The organism is Pseudomonas sp. 14A, assembly GCF_018132745.1.
Classification (GTDB): Bacteria; Pseudomonadota; Gammaproteobacteria; order Pseudomonadales; family Pseudomonadaceae; genus Aquipseudomonas; species Aquipseudomonas mercuritolerans.
In genome coordinates this window covers 705,749-725,663 of the sequence record NZ_JAGRQJ010000018.1, presented here as the reverse complement: position 1 = coordinate 725,663, position 19,915 = coordinate 705,749, and the positions used below count along the sequence as shown (strand labels likewise).

General features: G+C 57.6%; 16 protein-coding genes. 8 read left to right on the top strand and 8 right to left on the bottom strand.

Annotated elements, in window-relative coordinates; genetic code table 11:
- Nucleotides 1–81 precede the first annotated feature (81 nt).
- Nucleotides 82–861: a lysophospholipid acyltransferase family protein gene (locus PS14A_RS25895; protein WP_137214499.1), complete on the top strand. Its 780-nt coding sequence runs from the start codon at nucleotides 82–84 to the stop codon at nucleotides 859–861.
- A 170-nt stretch (nucleotides 862–1,031) separates the two neighbouring features.
- Here PS14A_RS25895 and PS14A_RS25890 read toward each other — a convergent pair whose 3' ends face one another.
- Nucleotides 1,032–2,567 (bottom strand): HAMP domain-containing sensor histidine kinase, encoded by a 1,536-nt coding sequence (locus PS14A_RS25890; RefSeq protein WP_130911440.1) that lies wholly within the window; start codon nucleotides 2,565–2,567, stop codon nucleotides 1,032–1,034.
- A gap of 164 nt (nucleotides 2,568–2,731) precedes the next feature.
- On the opposite strand from PS14A_RS25890, the gene PS14A_RS25885 reads away from it, so the two are divergent.
- Both PS14A_RS25885 and PS14A_RS25880 read left to right on the top strand, forming a co-directional pair.
- Nucleotides 2,732–3,451 (top strand): response regulator transcription factor, encoded by a 720-nt coding sequence (locus PS14A_RS25885; protein WP_130911441.1) that lies wholly within the window; start codon nucleotides 2,732–2,734, stop codon nucleotides 3,449–3,451.
- On the top strand, nucleotides 3,405–4,691 hold the full coding sequence (locus tag PS14A_RS25880; protein WP_249121403.1) for a glycosyltransferase: 1,287 nt from the start codon (nucleotides 3,405–3,407) through the stop codon (nucleotides 4,689–4,691). Before PS14A_RS25885 ends, PS14A_RS25880 begins: the two co-directional genes overlap by 47 nt.
- Nucleotides 4,692–4,762: 71 nt before the next feature.
- Here PS14A_RS25880 and gyrB read toward each other — a convergent pair whose 3' ends face one another.
- The 4 genes from gyrB to dnaA are packed head-to-tail and all read right to left on the bottom strand — an operon-like array spanning nucleotide 4,763 to nucleotide 10,970.
- Nucleotides 4,763–7,180: a DNA topoisomerase (ATP-hydrolyzing) subunit B gene (gyrB, locus tag PS14A_RS25875; RefSeq protein ID WP_024014948.1), complete on the bottom strand. Its 2,418-nt coding sequence runs from the start codon at nucleotides 7,178–7,180 to the stop codon at nucleotides 4,763–4,765.
- A 5-nt stretch (nucleotides 7,181–7,185) separates the two neighbouring features.
- Nucleotides 7,186–8,289, bottom strand: a complete 1,104-nt coding sequence (gene recF, locus PS14A_RS25870; protein WP_016772389.1) for a DNA replication/repair protein RecF — start codon at nucleotides 8,287–8,289, stop codon at nucleotides 7,186–7,188.
- 14 nt (nucleotides 8,290–8,303) lie between these two features.
- Nucleotides 8,304–9,407: a DNA polymerase III subunit beta gene (dnaN, locus tag PS14A_RS25865; RefSeq protein WP_016772390.1), complete on the bottom strand. Its 1,104-nt coding sequence runs from the start codon at nucleotides 9,405–9,407 to the stop codon at nucleotides 8,304–8,306.
- 39 nt (nucleotides 9,408–9,446) lie between these two features.
- Entirely contained in the window at nucleotides 9,447–10,970 is a 1,524-nt protein-coding gene (dnaA, locus tag PS14A_RS25860) for a chromosomal replication initiator protein DnaA (protein WP_212617534.1), read from the bottom strand.
- A 566-nt stretch (nucleotides 10,971–11,536) separates the two neighbouring features.
- Here dnaA and rpmH point away from each other — a divergent pair.
- From rpmH to mnmE, 5 genes are all read left to right on the top strand, one after another.
- Complete coding sequence (rpmH, locus tag PS14A_RS25855; protein ID WP_003213577.1) at nucleotides 11,537–11,671, top strand: 50S ribosomal protein L34; 135 nt, start codon at nucleotides 11,537–11,539, stop codon at nucleotides 11,669–11,671.
- 16 nt (nucleotides 11,672–11,687) lie between these two features.
- Complete coding sequence (gene rnpA / locus PS14A_RS25850) at nucleotides 11,688–12,089, top strand: ribonuclease P protein component (protein WP_024014946.1); 402 nt, start codon at nucleotides 11,688–11,690, stop codon at nucleotides 12,087–12,089.
- Entirely contained in the window at nucleotides 12,082–12,327 is a 246-nt protein-coding gene (yidD, locus tag PS14A_RS25845; protein ID WP_027901580.1) for a membrane protein insertion efficiency factor YidD, read from the top strand. Before rnpA ends, yidD begins: the two co-directional genes overlap by 8 nt.
- A 2-nt stretch (nucleotides 12,328–12,329) precedes the next feature.
- The gene (yidC, locus tag PS14A_RS25840) at nucleotides 12,330–14,012 is read left to right on the top strand and encodes a membrane protein insertase YidC (RefSeq protein WP_212617533.1); all 1,683 of its coding nucleotides are present in this window, start codon (nucleotides 12,330–12,332) and stop codon (nucleotides 14,010–14,012) included.
- An 81-nt stretch (nucleotides 14,013–14,093) separates the two neighbouring features.
- The gene (gene mnmE / locus PS14A_RS25835; protein WP_212617532.1) at nucleotides 14,094–15,461 is read left to right on the top strand and encodes a tRNA uridine-5-carboxymethylaminomethyl(34) synthesis GTPase MnmE; all 1,368 of its coding nucleotides are present in this window, start codon (nucleotides 14,094–14,096) and stop codon (nucleotides 15,459–15,461) included.
- A 41-nt stretch (nucleotides 15,462–15,502) separates the two neighbouring features.
- Here the strand turns inward: mnmE and PS14A_RS25830 are convergent, their stop codons facing one another.
- From PS14A_RS25830 to PS14A_RS25820, 3 genes are all read right to left on the bottom strand, one after another.
- Nucleotides 15,503–17,938, bottom strand: coding sequence for a TonB-dependent siderophore receptor (locus PS14A_RS25830; protein ID WP_212617531.1), 2,436 nt, complete (start codon nucleotides 17,936–17,938; stop codon nucleotides 15,503–15,505).
- A gap of 115 nt (nucleotides 17,939–18,053) precedes the next feature.
- On the bottom strand, nucleotides 18,054–19,004 hold the full coding sequence (locus PS14A_RS25825) for a FecR domain-containing protein (protein ID WP_212617593.1): 951 nt from the start codon (nucleotides 19,002–19,004) through the stop codon (nucleotides 18,054–18,056).
- Nucleotides 19,004–19,510, bottom strand: a complete 507-nt coding sequence (locus tag PS14A_RS25820; RefSeq protein ID WP_212617530.1) for a sigma-70 family RNA polymerase sigma factor — start codon at nucleotides 19,508–19,510, stop codon at nucleotides 19,004–19,006. Before PS14A_RS25820 ends, PS14A_RS25825 begins: the two co-directional genes overlap by 1 nt.
- Nucleotides 19,511–19,915: the final 405 nt, after the last annotated feature.

The following is a 19,915-nucleotide window of genomic DNA, read 5'->3' as shown; positions in this document are numbered from 1 at the left end:
ACTTCTGAATTTCCTGGCCAGGGATTGCTCGGGAGTGCGCTTGAACAGTCGGGGCATTGCCCCGTAACGGTAACCGTCGCCATGTCGATACTGCGGGCCTTCAGAATCTTTGTTTTTTATCTGCTGCTGGGCACAACAGCGTTGCTGTGGTGCAGCCTGAGCTTTTTCATCGCGCCGTTTCTGTCCTTCAAGGCGCGCTATCGTTTCATCAACGTGTACTGGTGCCGTTGCGCCCTGTGGCTGACCAAGGTTTTCCTCGGCATCCGCTACGAAATCAAAGGCGCGGAGAACGTGCCGGACCGGCCCTGCGTGATTCAATCTAACCACCAGAGCACATGGGAGACGTTCTTTCTCTCCGCTTATTTCTCGCCATTGAGCCAAGTGCTCAAGCGCGAATTGCTCTACGTGCCGTTCTTCGGCTGGGCGATGGCCATGCTGCGCCCGATCGCCATTGACCGCGACAACCCGAAAGCCGCGCTCAAACAGGTCGCGGCCAAAGGCGATGAGCTGCTCAAGGACAACGTCTGGGTGCTGATTTTTCCGGAAGGGACACGAGTCCCGTACGGCACCGTTGGGAAGTTCTCTCGCAGTGGCAGCGCATTGGCTGTGAATGCGGCGCTTCCGGTGCTGCCAATTGCACACAATGCCGGCAAATTCTGGCCGAAAATCGGCTGGGGTAAACAGTCCGGAGTGATCACCGTGGTCATTGGCGAACCGATGTATGCCGAAGGCAGTGGGCCGCGCGCCATCGCTGATCTGAATGACCGTGTGCAGGCGTGGAACGAGAAAACCCAGCGTGAAATGGGCTCACTGCCACCGGCGCCACAGGCACCGGCCGCTAGTGACCAACTGGCTGTCTGAATTTTGTGGATAACCTGTGTACGCTTTTGCTTCAAAAGACCGTAATTGTTTTCTAACTTGTTGATTTTAATCAATATTTATTAATCGATGAGTTGAACGAAATCCGTGCATAAGTTTTATTCGGATGTAAAAAAGCCGGCCGTTATAGCCGGTTTTTTTGTGCCCCTTTTTCATTCAGCAATCAGCGGCAACTCGATGCGGAATGTGGTTCCGGTATCGACCACGCTATGACATTCGATCGTCCCGCCATGATGGTCGATCACAGCCTTGACCATCGACAAACCCAGGCCCACGCCGTCGATGCCCTGAGCGGAGGAGAAACGCCGATACTGGCTGAACAGGTCAGGCAATTCATCGGCAGAAATCCCCTTGCCCTGATCGGTCAATTCGCAGCGCAGCCACTGTCCGTGACAACTGACCTTTAGTTGCACAGTGGTGTCTGCCGGGCTGTACTTGATCGCGTTCTCCAGCAGGTTGAACAGGGCGCGCGTCAGCAAACCCTGATCGGCCAGAAGCAGACGCTCCTGGCATTCTTCATCGACTTGATTCAACAGTTCGATATGTTTCTGCTGAGCGATGGGCAGGGCCTGATCGAGGACGTCCAATACCAGCATCGCGAACAATGTCGGGCGGAACTGGTAGGTCTCGGACTCAGCCCGCGCCAACAAGACGAAACCATCGGTCAGATCCAGCGCTCGGCGCACCTGACGCTCAATCTGCTCGAACAACGGCGCATCAGCGCCCGCCTGATGGCGATGTACATCCAGCAGGGCGAGAATCGCCGAATGTGGCGCGCGCAGGTCATGGGAGAGAAAGCGCAGCAGAACGCCGCGCTGCTCCTCGGCCGCACGCTCGGCACTCAAATCCGTCAGGCTGAGCAGCCAACCGATCGGCGTATCGCCGTCGACCGGCAGCAGCGCTGCTCTTTCCAGGCGCAGGCTGCGCTCCTTGTGATCGCGAAATTCCAGCAGCGGCAGGGTGGCCAGCGGCGGTCGCGGCGCTGTGGACAACTCCGGATAGCCGAGCCGTGCCAGTTGATCGAGTACGTCATCGCCCACCAGCGGATCCTCGAACAGCTCGCGCGCCTTGCGATTGCCCAGCAGAATCTTGCCCTGCGGATCACTGATCAGCGTCGCCACCGGCAGGTATTCCAGGCCATCGGCAATGAAGCGCCGGGTATCGCGGGTGCGGCTCATGGCTTGTTCGAGCGCCATGATCTGGCCTTGCAACTGGTCGGCACCGGTGAAGCGGGTCCGGCGTCGTTCCGGGAAGACTTTCGGTTCACTGTCCAGACGCGCCAGCTCCCAGCCGAAATAGGTCAGCACCACACTCAGGCGTCTCCAGTTCCAGATCAGGTAACCGAACAACATGCCCAGCGCGGCAGATGTGGGCGACCACCAGTAGCGGATCTCGGCGAGCAGGGCGCTGGCAATCAGCGTACAGGCCATACCGATCAAGGTGACCCACAGCGCCCAGCGCGGTCGCCACAGCAATAATCCCAGCACACAGGCGACCATTGCCACCGACAGCAGCGCGCCGAGCGCTGGCGACGGATTGTGCAAATTGATCTGGGCGCGATAAGACAACAAGGCAGTCAGTGGCAACAGCACTAGACTTATCCACAACCACTCGCGCACCAGCCGGCGGAACAGACGCTGGACCTGGCTCGGCTCACGACTTTCACGTCGGCGTTGAGGGTTACGCATAAGGCAAAGGGCAGGGCAGCGGGAATGGTTTCATAGGTCTCGGGTCTGAGGCGTAGACCCGAGGAATCATAGCGGACGTCGGCCAGCGACGGGCCGCTTCTTTCATCGCGGCCGAGGAGTCGCTATTGTCGACATCCCAGCCCCAGCGACAAGGAACACCGCCGATGCGCGTTGCCATTCTGGACGACGAACCCGCCGAACTGCGCCGGGTCGAGCAAACCCTGGAGCAAATGGCTGAAGCTGGCGAACAGCCGTGGTCACTGCACAGCTTCGAGCGCGGCGAAGACTTGTTGCGCCAGTTGCGCCGGGAGACTTTCGACCTGCTGATCCTCGACTGGCAACTACCGGACCTGACCGGCCTGGCACTGCTACGCTGGACCCGCGAACACATGGACGCGCCACCCGCCGCAATCATGCTCACCAGCCGCGATGGCGAGAGCGATATCGTTCAAGCCCTGAACGCCGGTGCCGATGACTATGTCAGCAAGCCGTTTCGCCCCAATGAGTTGAAGGCGCGGGTGGCAGCGGTATTGCGTCGGCATAGCCAGCCGCGCAGCGCAGCGGGTGAAGTGCAGACGTTTCACGATCTGGTTTTCGACGACGCCGAACTGACCGTCACCCGTGAAGGCAAACCGATCCTCATGACCGAGCGCGAATACCGCCTGGCGCGATGTCTGTTCAGCAATCTGGGTCGGCCGCTGTCGCGGGACTATTTGTATGAGCGCTTCTGGCCGAACGAGGAGACGACATCCTCGCGGCCACTGGATACGCACATCTACCGGCTGCGCAACAAGCTGGGGCTGACGGCGGATCGCGGTTGGCAGTTGCTGACGATTTATGGATATGGGTATCGGTTGGAGAGTGTGGCGACAGGGGGCGACTGAGCCACGACAATCGAAAGATTATCTAACGATGAAAAAGGGTCTCAGGGAATTGACTGCTTATCACGAACAATCGAAAGCTGCTGCCTCCATTGTGGTGTTCGAGGCCAGCGTTATCTCGGGTGACTGTGCCGAGGCTTTGCAGACCTTGGGTTTGCGCGTGACACCTGTGGCGCTGAATGAAGATAACGTCATGGCGCTGATGAGCATGCGGCCCGACTACGTGCTCACCATCAACTTCAATCAGTACATCAGTGAAGTCTGCGAACTGCTGAGAATTCCTTATCTGGCCTGGGTGATCGATACCCCGTGCTATCCGATCTATGACAAGGCGATCAATCATTCACACAGCTTTACTTTCATCTATGACGCGTCAGTTGCGCGCGGGTTGAGGCAGAGCGGGGTTCGGCAGGTCTATCATCTGCCGGTCGCTGCCAACCTGGAGCGCATTGATCAGATCGATTGTTTCTCGCAGGATTCGTCTTTTGGAAACGACATCAGTTTTGTCGCCAACCTGACCCGTACCGAATACCGGACTTCGATGTTGCCGCACCTTTCGCCGCAGACCGGCGAGCGGTGTCAGCGGCTGATCGACTTGCTAGATCAACCCGAGGGTTTCTTGAACCTGTCGGCGCAGTTGGGCGAAGAGCTTATCGGCACGATCAAGCAAGAGTCGAGCTACCCGCTGTTGGGCGATCACTATCTTTCGGTGGCGCAGAAGCTGGCTTACCTGCTGGGCAGAGAGCATTCGTGGCAAGAACGCATCGACGTTATTCAACAGCTTGAAGAACGCTTCAGGGTTGCCGTGTATGGCAATAATGAATGGCAAGCCCAAGTCCGCAGCTACGTCGGACATGCCGACCACTTCGCAGAGATGCCGGGGATTTTCCAGCGCTCGAAAATCAACCTCAACATCATCCGCTCGTTCGTGGAATCTGGCCTGCCGATGCGCGTGTTTGATGTGCTCAGCTGCGGCGGCTTCCTTGTCAGCAACGATAAGGATGACCTGCACAAGCTGTTCACCGATGGCAAAGATCTGGTGATCTATCGCGACACTCAGGATCTGATCGAAATTTGCGGCTATTACCTTGAGCACGATGAAGAGCGCAGGGCGATTGCCCGGCACGGGCGGGCAACATTGGCGCAAAATCATACCTTTGTGCAGCGCATGAGCGACATGCTGTCCACGGTGCAGAGTGAGCTGCGCGGTGAGCCGGGGGCGTTCAGCCGCTGGTATCACTGATCTCGTTCCCTCCGACATAAAAACCCCGGCGCACTGGCCGGGGTTTTTTATGGGCGGGCAAACAACAGGGATCAGAAATCCAGGTTGGAAACCGCCAAGGCGTTGCTCTCGATGAAGTCCCGGCGAGGTTCGACCGCATCACCCATCAGGGTGTTGAAGATCTGGTCTGCACCGATGGCGTCTTCGATGGTGACCTTCAGCATGCGCCGCACGCTTGGATCCATGGTGGTTTCCCATAGCTGATCCGGGTTCATTTCACCCAGACCCTTGTATCGCTGGATAGTGTGGCGCTTGGTGCTTTCGGCCATCAGCCAGTCAAGGGCTTCCTTGAACTCGGTAACGGCTTTCTTGCGTTCGCCACGCTGGATGTACGCGCCTTCGTCGAGCAGGGTGCTCAGCTGCGCGCCCAGGGTGACCACGGTTTTGTAGTCGTTGCTGCCGAAGAAGTCGCGGTTGAAGGTGACGTAGTTCGACAGGCCGTGGGAGATCAGTTCGACCTCTGGCAGCCAGACGCCACGTTCACGGTCTTCGCGCAGGCTGGCCTTGTAGACCAGGCCGGACTTCTCGTTGGTCCGCAGGCGGACTTCGTACTGGGCCAGCCACTCTTGCATCGCCGCGTGGTCGCCGAGGGTTTCGAGGCTGACGGCCGGCAGGTAGATGAAGTGCTCGGTCAGTTCCTGCGGGTACAGGCGCGACAGACGCTTGAGCGTCTTCATGACCATGCGGAAGTCATTCACCAGACGTTCCAGCGCTTCACCGGAAATGCCTGGGGCTTCTTCGTTCAGGTGCAGGCTGGCATCTTCCAGGGCCGACTGCGTCATGTACTCTTCCATGGCGTCGTCGTCTTTGATGTATTGCTCTTGCTTGCCTTTCTTGACCTTGTACAGCGGCGGCTGGGCAATGTAGATATAGCCTCGCTCGATCAGCTCCGGCAGTTGACGGAAGAAGAAGGTCAGCAGCAGGGTGCGGATGTGCGAACCGTCGACGTCAGCATCGGTCATGATGATGATGTTGTGATAGCGCAACTTGTCGATGTTGTACTCTTCGCGCCCAATGCCGCAGCCCAGCGCGGTGATCAGCGTGCCCACTTCCTGGGACGAGATCATCTTGTCGAAACGCGCTTTCTCGACGTTGAGGATCTTGCCCTTCAACGGCAGGATCGCCTGGGTCTTGCGGTTACGTCCCTGCTTGGCAGAGCCGCCCGCGGAGTCACCCTCCACCAGGTACAGTTCGGACAGCGCCGGGTCTTTTTCCTGGCAGTCCGCGAGTTTGCCCGGCAGGCCGGCGATGTCCAGTGCACCTTTGCGGCGGGTCATCTCACGAGCCTTGCGCGCCGCTTCACGGGCACGGGCGGCGTCGATCATTTTGCCGACCACCAGCTTGGCTTCGTTGGGGTTTTCCAGGAGGAAGTCGGAGAAATACTTGCCCATCTCCTGTTCCACCGCGGTCTTAACTTCGGAAGACACCAGCTTGTCTTTGGTCTGCGAGCTGAACTTCGGATCCGGCACCTTCACCGAAATGATCGCGGTGAGGCCTTCACGGGCATCGTCACCGGTGGTGGCGACTTTGTGCTTCTTCGCCAGACCTTCCTGTTCGATGTAGTTGTTCAGGTTACGCGTCAGCGCCGAGCGGAAGCCCACCAGGTGGGTGCCGCCGTCGCGCTGCGGGATGTTGTTGGTGAAGCACAACAGGTTCTCGTTGAAGCTGTCGTTCCACTGCAGGGCGATTTCCACGCCGATGCCGTCTTCACGCTGGATGTTGAAGTGGAATACCTGGTTGACCGCAGTCTTGTTGGTGTTCAGGTATTCAACGAACGCACGCAGGCCGCCTTCGTACTTGAAGAGCTCTTCCTTGCCGCTGCGCTCGTCCTTGAGGACGATGCCGACACCGGAGTTGAGGAAGGACAGTTCACGAATGCGCTTGGCCAGGATGTCCCAGCTGAAGTGAATGTTCTTGAAGGTTTCGCTGGACGCCTTGAAGTGGATCTGGGTACCAGTGGTTTCGCTGTCGCCAACGATGGCCATCGGTGCCTGAGGCACGCCGTGGACGTAGGTCTGTTCCCAGATCTTGCCACTGCGACGAACGGTCAGGACCAGCTCTTCGGACAGTGCGTTCACTACCGAAACACCTACACCGTGCAGACCGCCGGAAACCTTGTAGGAGTTGTCGTCGAACTTACCGCCAGCGTGGAGGACGGTCATGATGACCTCAGCGGCGGAAACGCCTTCCTCTTTATGCACGTCTACCGGGATGCCACGACCGTTGTCTTTAACGGTGATGGATTCGTCCGGGTGGATGATGATGCTGATGTCGTCGCAATGGCCGGCGAGGGCTTCGTCGATCGAGTTGTCGACCACCTCGAACACCATGTGGTGCAGACCGCTGCCATCGTCGGTGTCACCAATGTACATACCGGGACGTTTGCGTACGGCATCCAGGCCTTTCAGCACTTTAATGCTCGTTGAGTCGTACGTATTTTCTTCGCTCAATGCCTTCACTCCCGATGGTCGTGGGTCTGGGTGATACGGCCCTGTTCCACGTGGAACAAAGCGACTGGCGTTTCCGTCTGCCAGCCTTCCCTCAGTAATTCGTGATCTACACAGGTGATGAACACCTGGCAGCGTAAGTCTTCCAGCAAGCGGCATAGCGCGCGACGGTGGCTCTCGTCCAGCTCGGACGGCAAGTCATCCACCAGATAAATACACTGACCGCGGCGGGCCTGGCTGACCAGGTGCCCTTGGGCGATGCGCAATGCACAGACCACCAACTTCTGCTGACCCCGGGACAAGATGTCCGCGGCATTGTGTGCGCCCAATCTGAGACGCAAATCAGCTCGTTGCGGTCCGGCCTGGGTGTGCCCCATCTGCTGGTCCCGTTGCACGGAACCGGCGAGTACGGCGCTCAATTCGCGGTCCTTGTCCCAGCCTCGGTAATAGCTGAGCGTCAAACCCTCGAGCTCAACCAGTTCGCTCAAGGTCTGTTCGAAGACCGGTTTCAAGGCTGTGATGTAAGCGCGGCGGTATTCATCGATTTCAGCGCTGGCCTGGCACAGTTCCCTGTCCCAAACCGCTTGCGAAACGGCGTCAAGTGTACCATGCCGCAGCCAGGAGTTTCTCTGGCGCAGCGCCTTCTGCAAACGCTGCCAAGTGGCCATGAAACGCGGTTCAACGTGGAACACACCCCAGTCGAGAAACTGCCGGCGAATCTTCGGCGCGCCTTCCAGCAGACGGAAGCTGTCCGGGTTGATCAACTGCAACGGCAGGATCTCCGCCAGCTGCGCAGCGCTACGGGCGTTCTGGCCATCGATGCGAATCTGGAACTCGCCCTGACGGTCGCGAGAAATCCCCAGCGCACTGTGTCCGCCTTCAGCCAGCTCAACCTGACCAAAAACGGTACAGGCAAGCTGTTCGTACTGGATGACCGGCAACAGTCGCGTGCTGCGAAACGAACGGGCAAGCCCAAGCAGATGAATGGCTTCCAGAACACTGGTTTTGCCGCTGCCGTTGGCGCCGTAAAGAATGTTGATGCGGGGGGAGGGGGAGAAGGTCACCGGGTGCAGATTGCGCACCGCGGTGACCGAAACACGACTTAACGACATTCAGGATCTGCTGATTACAGACGCATCGGCATGACAACGTAAGCCGAATCGTCATTGTCGGACTCTTGCACCAGCGCACTGCTGTTGGAGTCGGACAGGATCAGGCGAACCTGCTCGGTGGTCATCACGCCCAGTACGTCGAGCAGATAGCTGACGTTGAAGCCTATTTCCAGCGAGCCGCCGTTGTATTCAACGCCCACTTCTTCTTCCGCTTCTTCCTGCTCCGGGTTATTGGCCTGGATCTTCAACTGACCGGAGGCCAGTTGCAGACGGATACCGCGGTACTTCTCGTTGGACAGAATCGCGGTACGGCTGAACGCTTCACGCAATGCCTGACGATCGCCGAGTACCAGTTTGTCGCCACCTTTCGGCAGTACGCGCTCGTAATCCGGGAATTTACCGTCGACCAGTTTCGAGGTGAAAGTGAACTCGCCCGTGGTGGCGCGGATGTGATGCTGACCGAGGACGATGCTGACATTGCCGTCCGGCTCGGTGAGCAGACGCGCCAGCTCGAGGATACCTTTACGCGGCACGATTACCTGATGACGATCAGGCTGACCGATATCGGCCTGCATCGAGCACATCGCCAGACGGTGACCGTCGGTGGCCACGGCGCGGATCACACCAGCGGAAACTTCCAGCAGCATGCCGTTGAGGTAGTAACGCACGTCCTGCTGGGCCATGGCGAAGCTGGTGCGTTCGATCAGGCGACGCAGTTTGCTTTGCTCCAGGCTGCAGGTCAGCGAGCCCGGGCCTTCTTCAACAGTCGGGAAATCGTTGGCCGGCAGCGTCGACAGGGTGAAGCGGCTACGACCGGCCTTTACCACCAGTTTCTGCTCGTCGACCTTGATATCGATCAGCGCGTCGTTGGGCAGGCTTTTGCAGATGTCCATCAGCTTGCGCGCCGGCACGGTGATGGAACCGGTTTCGGCCGGCTCTTCGAGTTGCACACGACCGACCAGCTCGACTTCCAGGTCGGTACCGGTCAGCGACAGTTGCTGGCCTTCGACGACCAACAGCACGTTGGACAGTACCGGCAAGGTCTGTCGGCGCTCGACGACGCCTGCGACCAGTTGCAGGGGTTTCAACAGGGCTTCGCGTTGAATGGTGAAATGCATGGTCTCGTCCCTTGCCTTAATAAGCTGCGCTGGTGTTCATCAAGTGGTCAGTGTACGCAGCAGGTTCTTGTAGTCCTCGCGGATGTCCGCGTCGGATTCCTTAAGTTCGTTGATCTTGCGGCAAGCGTGCAACACGGTGGTGTGGTCGCGGCCGCCAAACACGTCGCCGATTTCCGGCAGGCTGTGGTTGGTCAGTTCCTTGGACAGCGCCATGGCCACCTGACGCGGACGTGCCACCGAGCGCGAACGGCGCTTGGACAGCAGGTCGGAGATCTTGATCTTGTAATACTCGGCGACGGTGCGCTGAATGTTATCCACAGAGACCAGTTTGTCCTGCAATGCCAACAGGTCTTTCAGGGACTCACGAATCAGCTCGATGGTGATGTCGCGACCCATGAAGTGCGAGTGGGCGATCACGCGTTTCAGCGCACCTTCCAACTCGCGGACGTTGGAGCGGATACGCTGTGCAATGAAGAATGCGGCGTCATGTGGCAGATCGACTTTGGCCTGATCGGCCTTCTTCATCAAAATCGCCACACGGGTTTCCAGCTCCGGCGGCTCGACCGCAACGGTCAGGCCCCAGCCGAAGCGGGATTTGAGGCGCTCCTCAAGGCCTTCGATTTCTTTCGGGTAGCGGTCACTGGTGAGAATGACCTGCTGACCACCTTCAAGCAACGCGTTGAAGGTGTGGAAAAACTCTTCCTGGGAACGCTCCTTGCGAGCGAAGAACTGAATATCGTCAATCAGCAAGGCGTCCACCGAACGGTAGAAACGCTTGAATTCGTTGATGGCGTTCAGTTGCAACGCCTTGACCATGTCGGCCACAAAGCGCTCGGAATGCAGGTATACGACCTTGGCATTCGGATTCTTCTTTAATAGATGGTTGCCCACCGCGTGCATCAAGTGGGTTTTACCCAAGCCGACGCCACCATAAAGGAAGAGCGGGTTGTAACCGTGCTTGGGATTGTCCGCCACCTGCCAGGCCGCCGCACGGGCGAGCTGGTTGGATTTACCTTCAACAAAATTCTCGAAGGTGAATGTGCGATTCAGGTAACTGGTGTGCTTGAGCGCACCTTCTACCTGCACGGTGCGCTGCTCCGCGCGAACCGGGGCCTGCTGCGAAGCGGCGCCGGCCATCGGGTCGAAGCTGTCGCGGGAAGGTTCTTCGCTGACTTCAGCGGCCTTCTGTGTGGAACGTTTGGCCGGAGCAGGGGCTGGCGTCGGTGCCGGATTGCTCGCTGGCACATTATTCGCCTGCGCCTGAGCAACCTGCGCGGCCGCCAGTGGTGCATTGGGTGCGGCGCGAGGTGCCGAGCTGCGTTTGCTGCCTATTAACAAGGACAGCGCCGGCGTCGAGCCATTGCCGCGCTCATCCAGCAGTTCAAGGACGCGGCCCAGGTACTTTTCGTTGACCCAGTCCAGCACGAAACGATTCGGTGCGTAGACGCGCAACTCGTCGCCTTCGGCTTCGACCTGTAGTGGACGGATCCAGGTGTTGAATTGTTGGGCAGGCAGCTCTTCGCGCAAAAGCTCCACGCACTGCTGCCAAAGTTCCACTGACACGGATATCCCCTAAGTTGAAAGCCGGTGAGGCAAAAACAAGCGGCCATTGTAGCGGCGAGCGATTCACTTATCCACATGCAGGTAGGTTCGTCACCATCATTTATCAACGCGTTAACGCATTAAAAGGCGACCAACGGCATGTGAATAAGCCCTGTGGATAAACGCCTCTGAGGGCACTGGACAACTAGGGGCTAAACCCGGTGGATAACCAGCCTGTGGATAACAGCCCATTCCACGCACAGCTTATCCGATAGCGCAGCACAGGCTGAACACGGTTTTCCACTGTAGTTGTCATTCTCTGTACATCCCGTGGAATAAGGCTCCATGGCAGTTATCCACAGAAGATGGCGTGCCTAGCTTTTACAAGCTTTACAGAAAAGCTTTAAATAATTCCCTTCTTTATTTCTATATCTGGCGGACAGGCTTTCAAGCTAAAACCGTGCCCGGATCTATTTATAAGTAAACGCTGGTTGGAAATTGACCTGAAGGCTTGCTTTCTCTAGAATCCCCGGTCTCTTAAAACGGGGGCCATTCCGGCCCGTTGTGGACGAACCAGGTAACACGACATGAAACGTACTTTCCAACCAAGCACTATCAAACGCGCTCGTACCCACGGTTTCCGTGCTCGCATGGCTACCAAGAACGGCCGCGCAGTCCTGTCGCGTCGTCGCGCCAAAGGTCGTGCGCGTCTGGCAGTTTGATAATCCGGTACTGGAGGTGAGTCAGGACTTCAGTCGGGAAAAGCGTCTGCTTACCCCCCGGCATTTCAAGGCAGTCTTTGACTCCCCTACCGGCAAGGTTCCGGGGAAAAATCTCCTGCTCCTTGCACGCAACAACGATCTTGATCACCCCCGTCTCGGGCTGGTTATCGGGAAAAAGAGCGTAAAGCTCTCCGTTGAGCGCAATCGCCTCAAACGTCTGATGCGCGAATCGTTCCGTCTGCACCAGGATTCACTGGTCGGCTGGGACATCGTTATCGTCGCGCGCAAAGGTTTGGGTGATGTAGAAAACCCCGAATTGATTCAGCATTTCGGCAAACTCTGGAAGCGTCTGGCACGCAACAAGCCCGTTCCGGCAGTCAAAACCGAAACTGTAGGGGTAGACAGTACCGATGCGTAAACTGGCCCTCGTTCCGATCCAGTTTTATCGCTATGCCATTAGTCCTTTAATGGCCAGCCACTGTCGCTTCTACCCCAGTTGTTCCTGCTACGCGTATGAAGCCATTGAAAATCATGGCCTTCTGCGCGGTGGCTGGCTGACCTTTCGTCGTTTAGGTCGCTGTCATCCGTGGAATCCCGGTGGTTATGACCCGGTTCCACCTGTCCCTACCTCCCGTTCTTCTTCGATGGCCGAGTAATCATGGATATCAAACGCACGATCCTGATCGTCGCCCTGGCAATCGTGTCCTACGTCATGGTTCTTAAATGGAACCAGGATTATGGCCAGGCTGCCCTGCCGACTCAGAATGTTGCTTCCAGTACGACTACATCCGGTTTGCCGGACACCGCCACTGGCACCAATGCTGCCGCCAGTGACGATATTCCGCGCGCCGCCAGCGATACCAGCGCACCAGCCGAAACGCCGGTCGCCGCCAGCAAGGACCTGATTCAGGTCAAGACCGATGTGCTCGATCTGGCGATCGATCCACAGGGTGGCGATGTTGCGCAACTGACTCTGCCTCTGTATCCACGTCGTCAGGATCGTCCTGATGTGCCGTTCCAGCTGTTCGATAACGGCGGCGAACGTGTGTATCTGGCGCAAAGCGGTCTGATCGGTACCAACGGCCCGGATGCAAACCCGGCCGGTCGTCCGGTTTATTCCTCGGAGAAGAAGGTTTACCAACTGGCTGACGGTCAGGATCAACTCGTCGTTGACCTGAAGTTCAGCAAGGACGGCGTCAACTACATCAAGCGTTTCACCCTGAAACGTGGCCTGTACGACGTCGCTGTCTCCTACATTGTGGATAACCAGAGCGCTCAGCCCTGGAACGGCGCAATGTTTGCCCAGTTGAAGCGCGACGCCAGCGCTGATCCGTCGTCGACCACTGCTACCGGCACCGCGACTTACCTGGGCGCTGCCCTGTGGACAAGTTCCGAGCCGTACAAGAAAGTGTCGATGAAGGACATGGACAAGGCGCAGCTCAAGGAAACCGTCACCGGTGGTTGGGTTGCCTGGCTGCAGCACTACTTCGTGACCGCATGGATTCCGGCCAAGGGCGAAAACAACATCGTCCAGACCCGTAAAGACAGCAAAGGCAACTACATCATCGGTTACACCGGTCCTACCTTGACCGCTGCTCCAGGTGCAAAAGTTGAAACCAGCGCTGTGCTGTACGCCGGTCCGAAAAGCCAGGCTGTGCTGAAAGAGTTGTCCCCAGGTCTGGAACTGACCGTCGACTACGGCATTCTGTGGTTCATTGCCCAGCCGATCTTCTGGCTGCTGCAACATATCCACGCCATTGTCGGTAACTGGGGCTGGTCGATCATCTTCCTGACCATGCTGATCAAAGGGATTTTCTTCCCGCTGTCGGCTGCCAGCTACAAATCGATGGCGCGCATGCGTGCCGTGGCACCGAAACTGGCTGCGCTGAAAGAGCAACATGGCGATGACCGGCAGAAAATGTCGCAAGCCATGATGGAGCTGTACAAGAAAGAGAAGATCAATCCACTGGGCGGCTGCTTGCCGATCCTCGTGCAGATGCCGGTCTTCCTTTCGCTGTACTGGGTTCTGCTGGAAAGCGTGGAGATGCGCCAGGCGCCGTTCATGCTGTGGATCACTGACCTGTCGATCAAGGATCCGTTCTTCATTCTGCCGATCATCATGGGCGCAACCATGTTCATCCAGCAGCAGTTGAACCCGACTCCTCCGGATCCGATGCAGGCGAAAGTGATGAAAATGATGCCAATCATCTTCACCTTCTTCTTCCTGTGGTTCCCTGCTGGTCTGGTGCTGTACTGGGTTGTGAACAACTGCCTGTCGATTGCACAACAGTGGTACATCACGCGTAAGATCGAAGCGGCGACGAAAAAAGCCGAGGCGTAACTTGCACTGTGGATAACACCACTCAAAACGCCCCCTAGTGGGGCGTTTTGCTATCTGCCACTTTTGTCTGGATGCCGCTTTATGAGCACACCCCGTGAAACCATCGCTGCTGTCGCCACTGCTCAAGGGCGCGGCGGTGTGGGCATCGTCCGTATTTCCGGGCCGTTGGCCAGCGTCGCGGCAAAAGCCATCAGCGGCCGAGAACTGAAACCGCGTTACGCCCATTACGGGCCGTTTTTCAGTGACGATCAGCAAGTGCTGGATGAAGGTCTGGCTCTGTATTTTCCGGGGCCGAACTCGTTTACCGGCGAAGACGTCCTGGAATTGCAGGGCCACGGTGGCCCGATCGTGCTGGACATGTTGCTCAAGCGTTGCCTGGAATTGGGTTGTCGTCTGGCCCGTCCGGGGGAATTCAGCGAGCGCGCTTTCCTCAACGACAAACTCGATCTGGCCCAGGCCGAGGCAATCGCCGATTTGATCGAAGCCAGTTCTGCCCAGGCTGCACGCAATGCGCTGCGTTCATTGCAGGGTGCGTTTTCCCAGCGTGTGCATAACCTGACCGAGCAACTGATCGGTTTGCGTATCTACGTTGAAGCCGCCATCGACTTCCCGGAAGAGGAAATCGACTTTCTCGCCGACGGCCATGTACTGAGCATGCTCGACAGAGTACGCGATGAGTTATCCACAGTGATGCGCGAAGCGGGGCAGGGCGCGTTATTGCGTGATGGCATGACCGTCGTCATCGCAGGCCGGCCGAATGCCGGTAAATCCAGCCTGTTGAATGCCTTGGCCGGTCGCGAGGCTGCCATCGTTACCGAGATTGCCGGCACCACGCGGGATATCCTGCGCGAACATATCCACATCGACGGCATGCCGTTACACGTTGTCGATACCGCAGGCCTGCGTGACACCGATGATCATGTGGAAAAGATCGGTGTTGAACGGGCCTTGAAAGCCATTGGTGAAGCGGATCGGGTTTTACTGGTGGTCGATGCGACCGCACCAGAGGCACTGGATCCTTTTGCCTTGTGGCCAGAATTCCTCGAGTCTCGACCGGATCCGGCGAAAGTGACGCTGATTCGTAACAAGTCCGATCTGACCGGTGAAGCGGTTTCTCTGGAAACCAGTGACGACGGCCACGTGACCATCAGTCTCAGCGCCAAATCCGCCGAAGGCCTCGATCTGCTGCGGGACCACCTCAAGGCGTGCATGGGTTACGAGCAGACTTCGGAAAGCAGCTTCAGCGCACGTCGCCGGCATCTGGAAGCACTGCGTCACGCCAGCGCGGCACTGGAACATGGCCGCGCGCAACTGACCCTGGCCGGGGCAGGCGAATTGCTCGCCGAAGATCTGCGCCAGGCTCAGCATTCCCTGGGTGAAATTACCGGTGCATTCAGCTCAGATGACTTGCTGGGGAGGATTTTCTCCAGCTTCTGCATCGGCAAATAAAAGAAGGGGCTGTGGATAATTCACCCACAGCCCCTTTTTGTTCACCAGTTATAGGACACCGTACCGAGCAGCGTGCGATCTTCGCCCCAATAGCAACGGCCGGCATCGTTGCATCCCGACACATATTCCTTGTCGAACAGATTCTTCGCGTTCAGATCGACACTCCAGTGTGTATCAATCTGGTAACCAACAGCCGCATCGACCAACGTCACGTCGCCGGCATCCAGCTTTCCGTATAACGAAGGCGAGGTGTAGGCAAACGCACTGTCGAAATAACGCACACCACCGGCCACATACAAACCTTTCAAATCACCATCGAGGAAGCGATATTTCGCCCAGACCGAAGCCTGATTGCGGGGCACGCCGGTCATTTGATGGCCTTTAACCAGCGATGTCGCTGCATCCTTGGTGATCTTCGCGTCGGTGTAGGTATAGGCCGCCGTGACATTGAGGTTCTGCGTCAGGTTGCTGTTTAGTTCCAGCTCGACGCCCTTGGCGCGGCTTTCACCCACTTGGCGATAGGTCGAAGTCGTTGCATCGAAATAGGTGTCGTCCTTCTTGCGCAGGTCATATACCGAAGCGGTGAACGCGGTGTCCCAGCCGATCGGTTCGTACTTCAAACCCACTTCGTACTGGCTGCTGGTGATCGGATCAAGCGGCGCTCCGGCGTTGGAAATCTGCTGCACCGGCACGAACGCCGTGGAGTAGCTGACATACGGCGTCATGCCGTTGTCGAACTGATACATCACGCCGCCCTGATAGGTGAACTTCTTGTCCTCGGAGCTGATGTTGCTGCCTCGGGCCACCTTGTCGCGGAAGTCACTGTCGACCCAGTCCTGGCGACCGCCGAGCAGAAACAGCCAGTTGTCGTACTTGCTCTGGATCTGTGCATAAACACCTTTCATCTGCTGCTCAAGCAAAGTGTTCTGCACAGCGATCGGAGTGGTCGGATCACGCAGGTAGACCGGGTTATACACATTGATCGGCCCGACAACGCCGGCATTCCAGTCCTGATTGAACGAGGTGCGATCGTAGCTGGCGCCGAACAGCACGGTGTTTTCCAGCTCGCCTGCCTCGAACTTGCCTTCCAGCTGGTTATCCAGCGAATACACCATGGATTTGTTGAAGCGATCGTAGGCGGTCACGTTCAACCGCGTGCCGAAACCGGCGTTGTTCAGATTGCCCGGCCAGGTTTCGTGGCGGGTGATGCGCGACTGCATGTAGCGCGAGTTCTGGCGGAACTGCCAGTCATCGTTGAACGAGTGGCTGAACTCGTAGCCGGTGCTCCAGGTTTCCCGTTCGAAGGTATTCCAGTCCGGGTCACCGAGCATGGTGTCTTTGGATAGCTGGCCGTTGGGATTGCTCAGCAACGTGCCGGCGGCCGGCAGGCCAAGCTCCATGTTGGTGTGGTCTTTCTGATAGTTGGCCAGCAGCGTCAGCGTATTGAAATCGTCGAAATTCAGGGTCAGCGAAGGGGCGATATAAATACGGTCGTCAGGCACGTGATCGGTCTGGGTATCGGATTTGCGCCCCAGCATCACCACGCGTCCGAGAACGTTGCCGCTGTCATTGAGCGGGCCGGAGACATCTACGCCGATTTGCCGGCGATTGTTCGAGCCATAGCCCAGTTGCACTTCACCCTGAGGCGCGGCGGTCGGGCGTTTGCTGACCAGATTGACCAGACCGCCTGGCGCATTTTCGCCATACAGCAGCGAAGACGGGCCACGGAACACCTCGACCCGCTCAAGTCCGTACGGCTCGGTGCTGGTGTCATAGCGATTGCCCTGCACGCGCAGTCCATCGCGCAGCAAACCGTAGCCGTAATCGGTGGCGTTGAAACCACGGATATAGAACAGGTCGCCAGCCAAGCTGTCGCCGGCGGCAAAAGGTGGGGCGAAGATCCCCGGCACGTAGCCGAGTACGTCGGTGAGTGTCTGGGATTTCTGATCCTTGATGCGCTGGCCGGTCACCACTGACACCGAACGCGGTGTTTCCGACAGCGGCGTACTGGTTTTCGTACCGATCCGGCTGTTTTGCGCCTTGTAGCCGACGTCGGCGGCGTAATCGAGGTCCATCGGACTGGCCAACTGCGCATTGATGTTGGTCGGCGCCAGTTCCAGGGAGTCACCATTGGGCACTTTCTGCAGAATGTAACTGCCGGGTGCTTGTGGCACTGCCTGTAAACCCGAGCCTTGCAGCAGTTGAGCGAATCCTTGTTCGACGCTGTAGTCACCGTTCAACCCGGCACTGCGCAGGCGGCTGGTCTGTTGCGGCGAGAACGACAGAATTACATTGGCGGCAGCGGCGAACTGGCTCAACGCACTATCCAGCGGGCCGGCGGCAATGGCGAAGCGCTGGGATGTCGACGCCGCGAAGGCGCTGTTGCTGATCACCAGACAGGACGCAGCGCTGGCCATCAATAAGCTGTAGGCAATGCAATGAGGAGAAAAACGCTGACGGAAAGTGGGAAGACGCATGTGTGGATTAGCCCTGAAGGTGGCGAAGAGCCGCGTTGATCGCGATTACCTGTAGGGCCGGACCAGGGCGAAAAAAGATAACCCTGTTTGCGATTATTTTTCCCCGGGCCATATTTCAGTCAACGCTGTGGCTGATCGACACCCAGTAACGGCTGAAATAACGCACATTGATCGGCAACGAAGCCTGAAGGTTGGCCAGCACTGCGTCGGTTGAATCGAGCCGGAAAGTCCCGGAGACCCGCAGATCCCGGGCGCTGCGATCGCAATGCAATACACCGCTGCGATAGCGGCCCAACTCTTCGAGGACAGTGCCCAGGCGCGCATCGAGTACGATCAACTGGCCGTTGATCCAGGCCACTTCTGATGCCTGGAAGGGATGACTGAGGCCGATATGCCGACTGTCGAAATCCGCGCCTTCGCCTGCTTTCAGGATGAGCGCAGCAGTGGATAACTGCGCAGGTTGAACGCTGACTCGATCCTCCAGCACGCCGACCCGGGTTGCGCTCGACAGCTGATGCACCGAGAAGCGGGTGCCCAATGCTTGAATCCGCCCGTCACGGGTTTGCACATAAAAGGGTCGCGGATCCCCGAGCTTGCCGGTCTGAACGAGAATCTCACCGCAGCGCAGGTGAATCATGCGTTGCGCTGCATCGAAAGACACGTCGACCGCGGAGTCGGTGTTGAGCTGGATCTGGCTGCCATCGGCCAGGCTGACAGTCCGACGCTGGCCCACACCGGTTTTATAGTCGGCCCAGACGTTGCCCAGGGATGTGTGTCGTTGAACGTTCCAGCCAACGAAACCTGTTCCCGCTGCAAGCAACAGCAGTTTGAGTACCTGGCGTCTTTGTTGGCCGCTATTGAGCGCACGTCGTTTCAGATCCTGCGGCAGCGTACCGAGGTGGCGCTGCAATTGTTCCATCTTGTTCCACGCCGCCAGATGCGCTGGATCGCTGTCTATCCACAGCTGCCAGGCCTTTTGTTCGGCAAGGCTCGGTGGTTGGGATTGAAACTGCACATACCAGCTGGCTGCAGTTTCGAATACCTGACGGTCTGCAGCGGCGGCCATCATGGTTGCGCCATGATCAGGGCGCATTCAGTCAGGGCGCGAATCATGTGTTTCTTTACCGTGGTCAGCGAAACCTTCAATTGCCCGGCAATCTGTTGATAAGTCAGTCCTTCGACTTGCGAAAGCATGAAGATCTGCCGGGTTCGCGCGCCCAGGCCGGCCAGTGCCTTATCCACAGAAATCAGGGTTTCAATGATCAGTGCTCTGTCTTCTTCGCTGATGACCGTTGCTTGCGGCCGAGCTGCGAGGGTCTGCAGATAAGCGGTTTCAATCGCACACCGTCGATAACGATCAATGACCAGGCCGCGCGCAATGGTCGCCAGGTAATCCCGCGGCTCGCGAATATGAGCGGCATTGCGCGCCGCGAGAATTCTCAAAAACGTGTCATGTGCCACATCGGCTGCATCACTGGTGTTGTGCAGCTTGGCCTTGAGCCAGCCATACAGCCACGAGTGGTGTTGCTCGTAGATTTGCTCGATCGCAGCGGTGTGGGCGGGTAGGGACATGGGAGAAACTGGTCAGTTAATGATAATGGCTATTATTAGCCTCTGCTACGTGGTCTCACAATAGCCTTTTCACTTCCTGCCACTGGCTTCCCCGTCACCGATTCTTCGCTGGCGCTTTTTTTCCGCCTGGAAAACGCCTTCCGAGCAAATTTCTGTGGATTAAGCCCTGTGAGTAACTGGTGCTAAGGCCAGTTGATAAGAGGGCCTGAAAACTGGATATAACCTGCCCTGTGGATAAGCAGCACTTTAATCCACAGGCTTACACCGGTTATCCAAGGGCCTCATCGTTACCTGGGCACAGGGTTTTGAAACTCTGTACACACCGTAATATAAGGCTTATAGAGATCTATCCACAGAAACGTGGCTCAGTAAGAATAAACATAAAAACAAAGGTTTTATAAATTT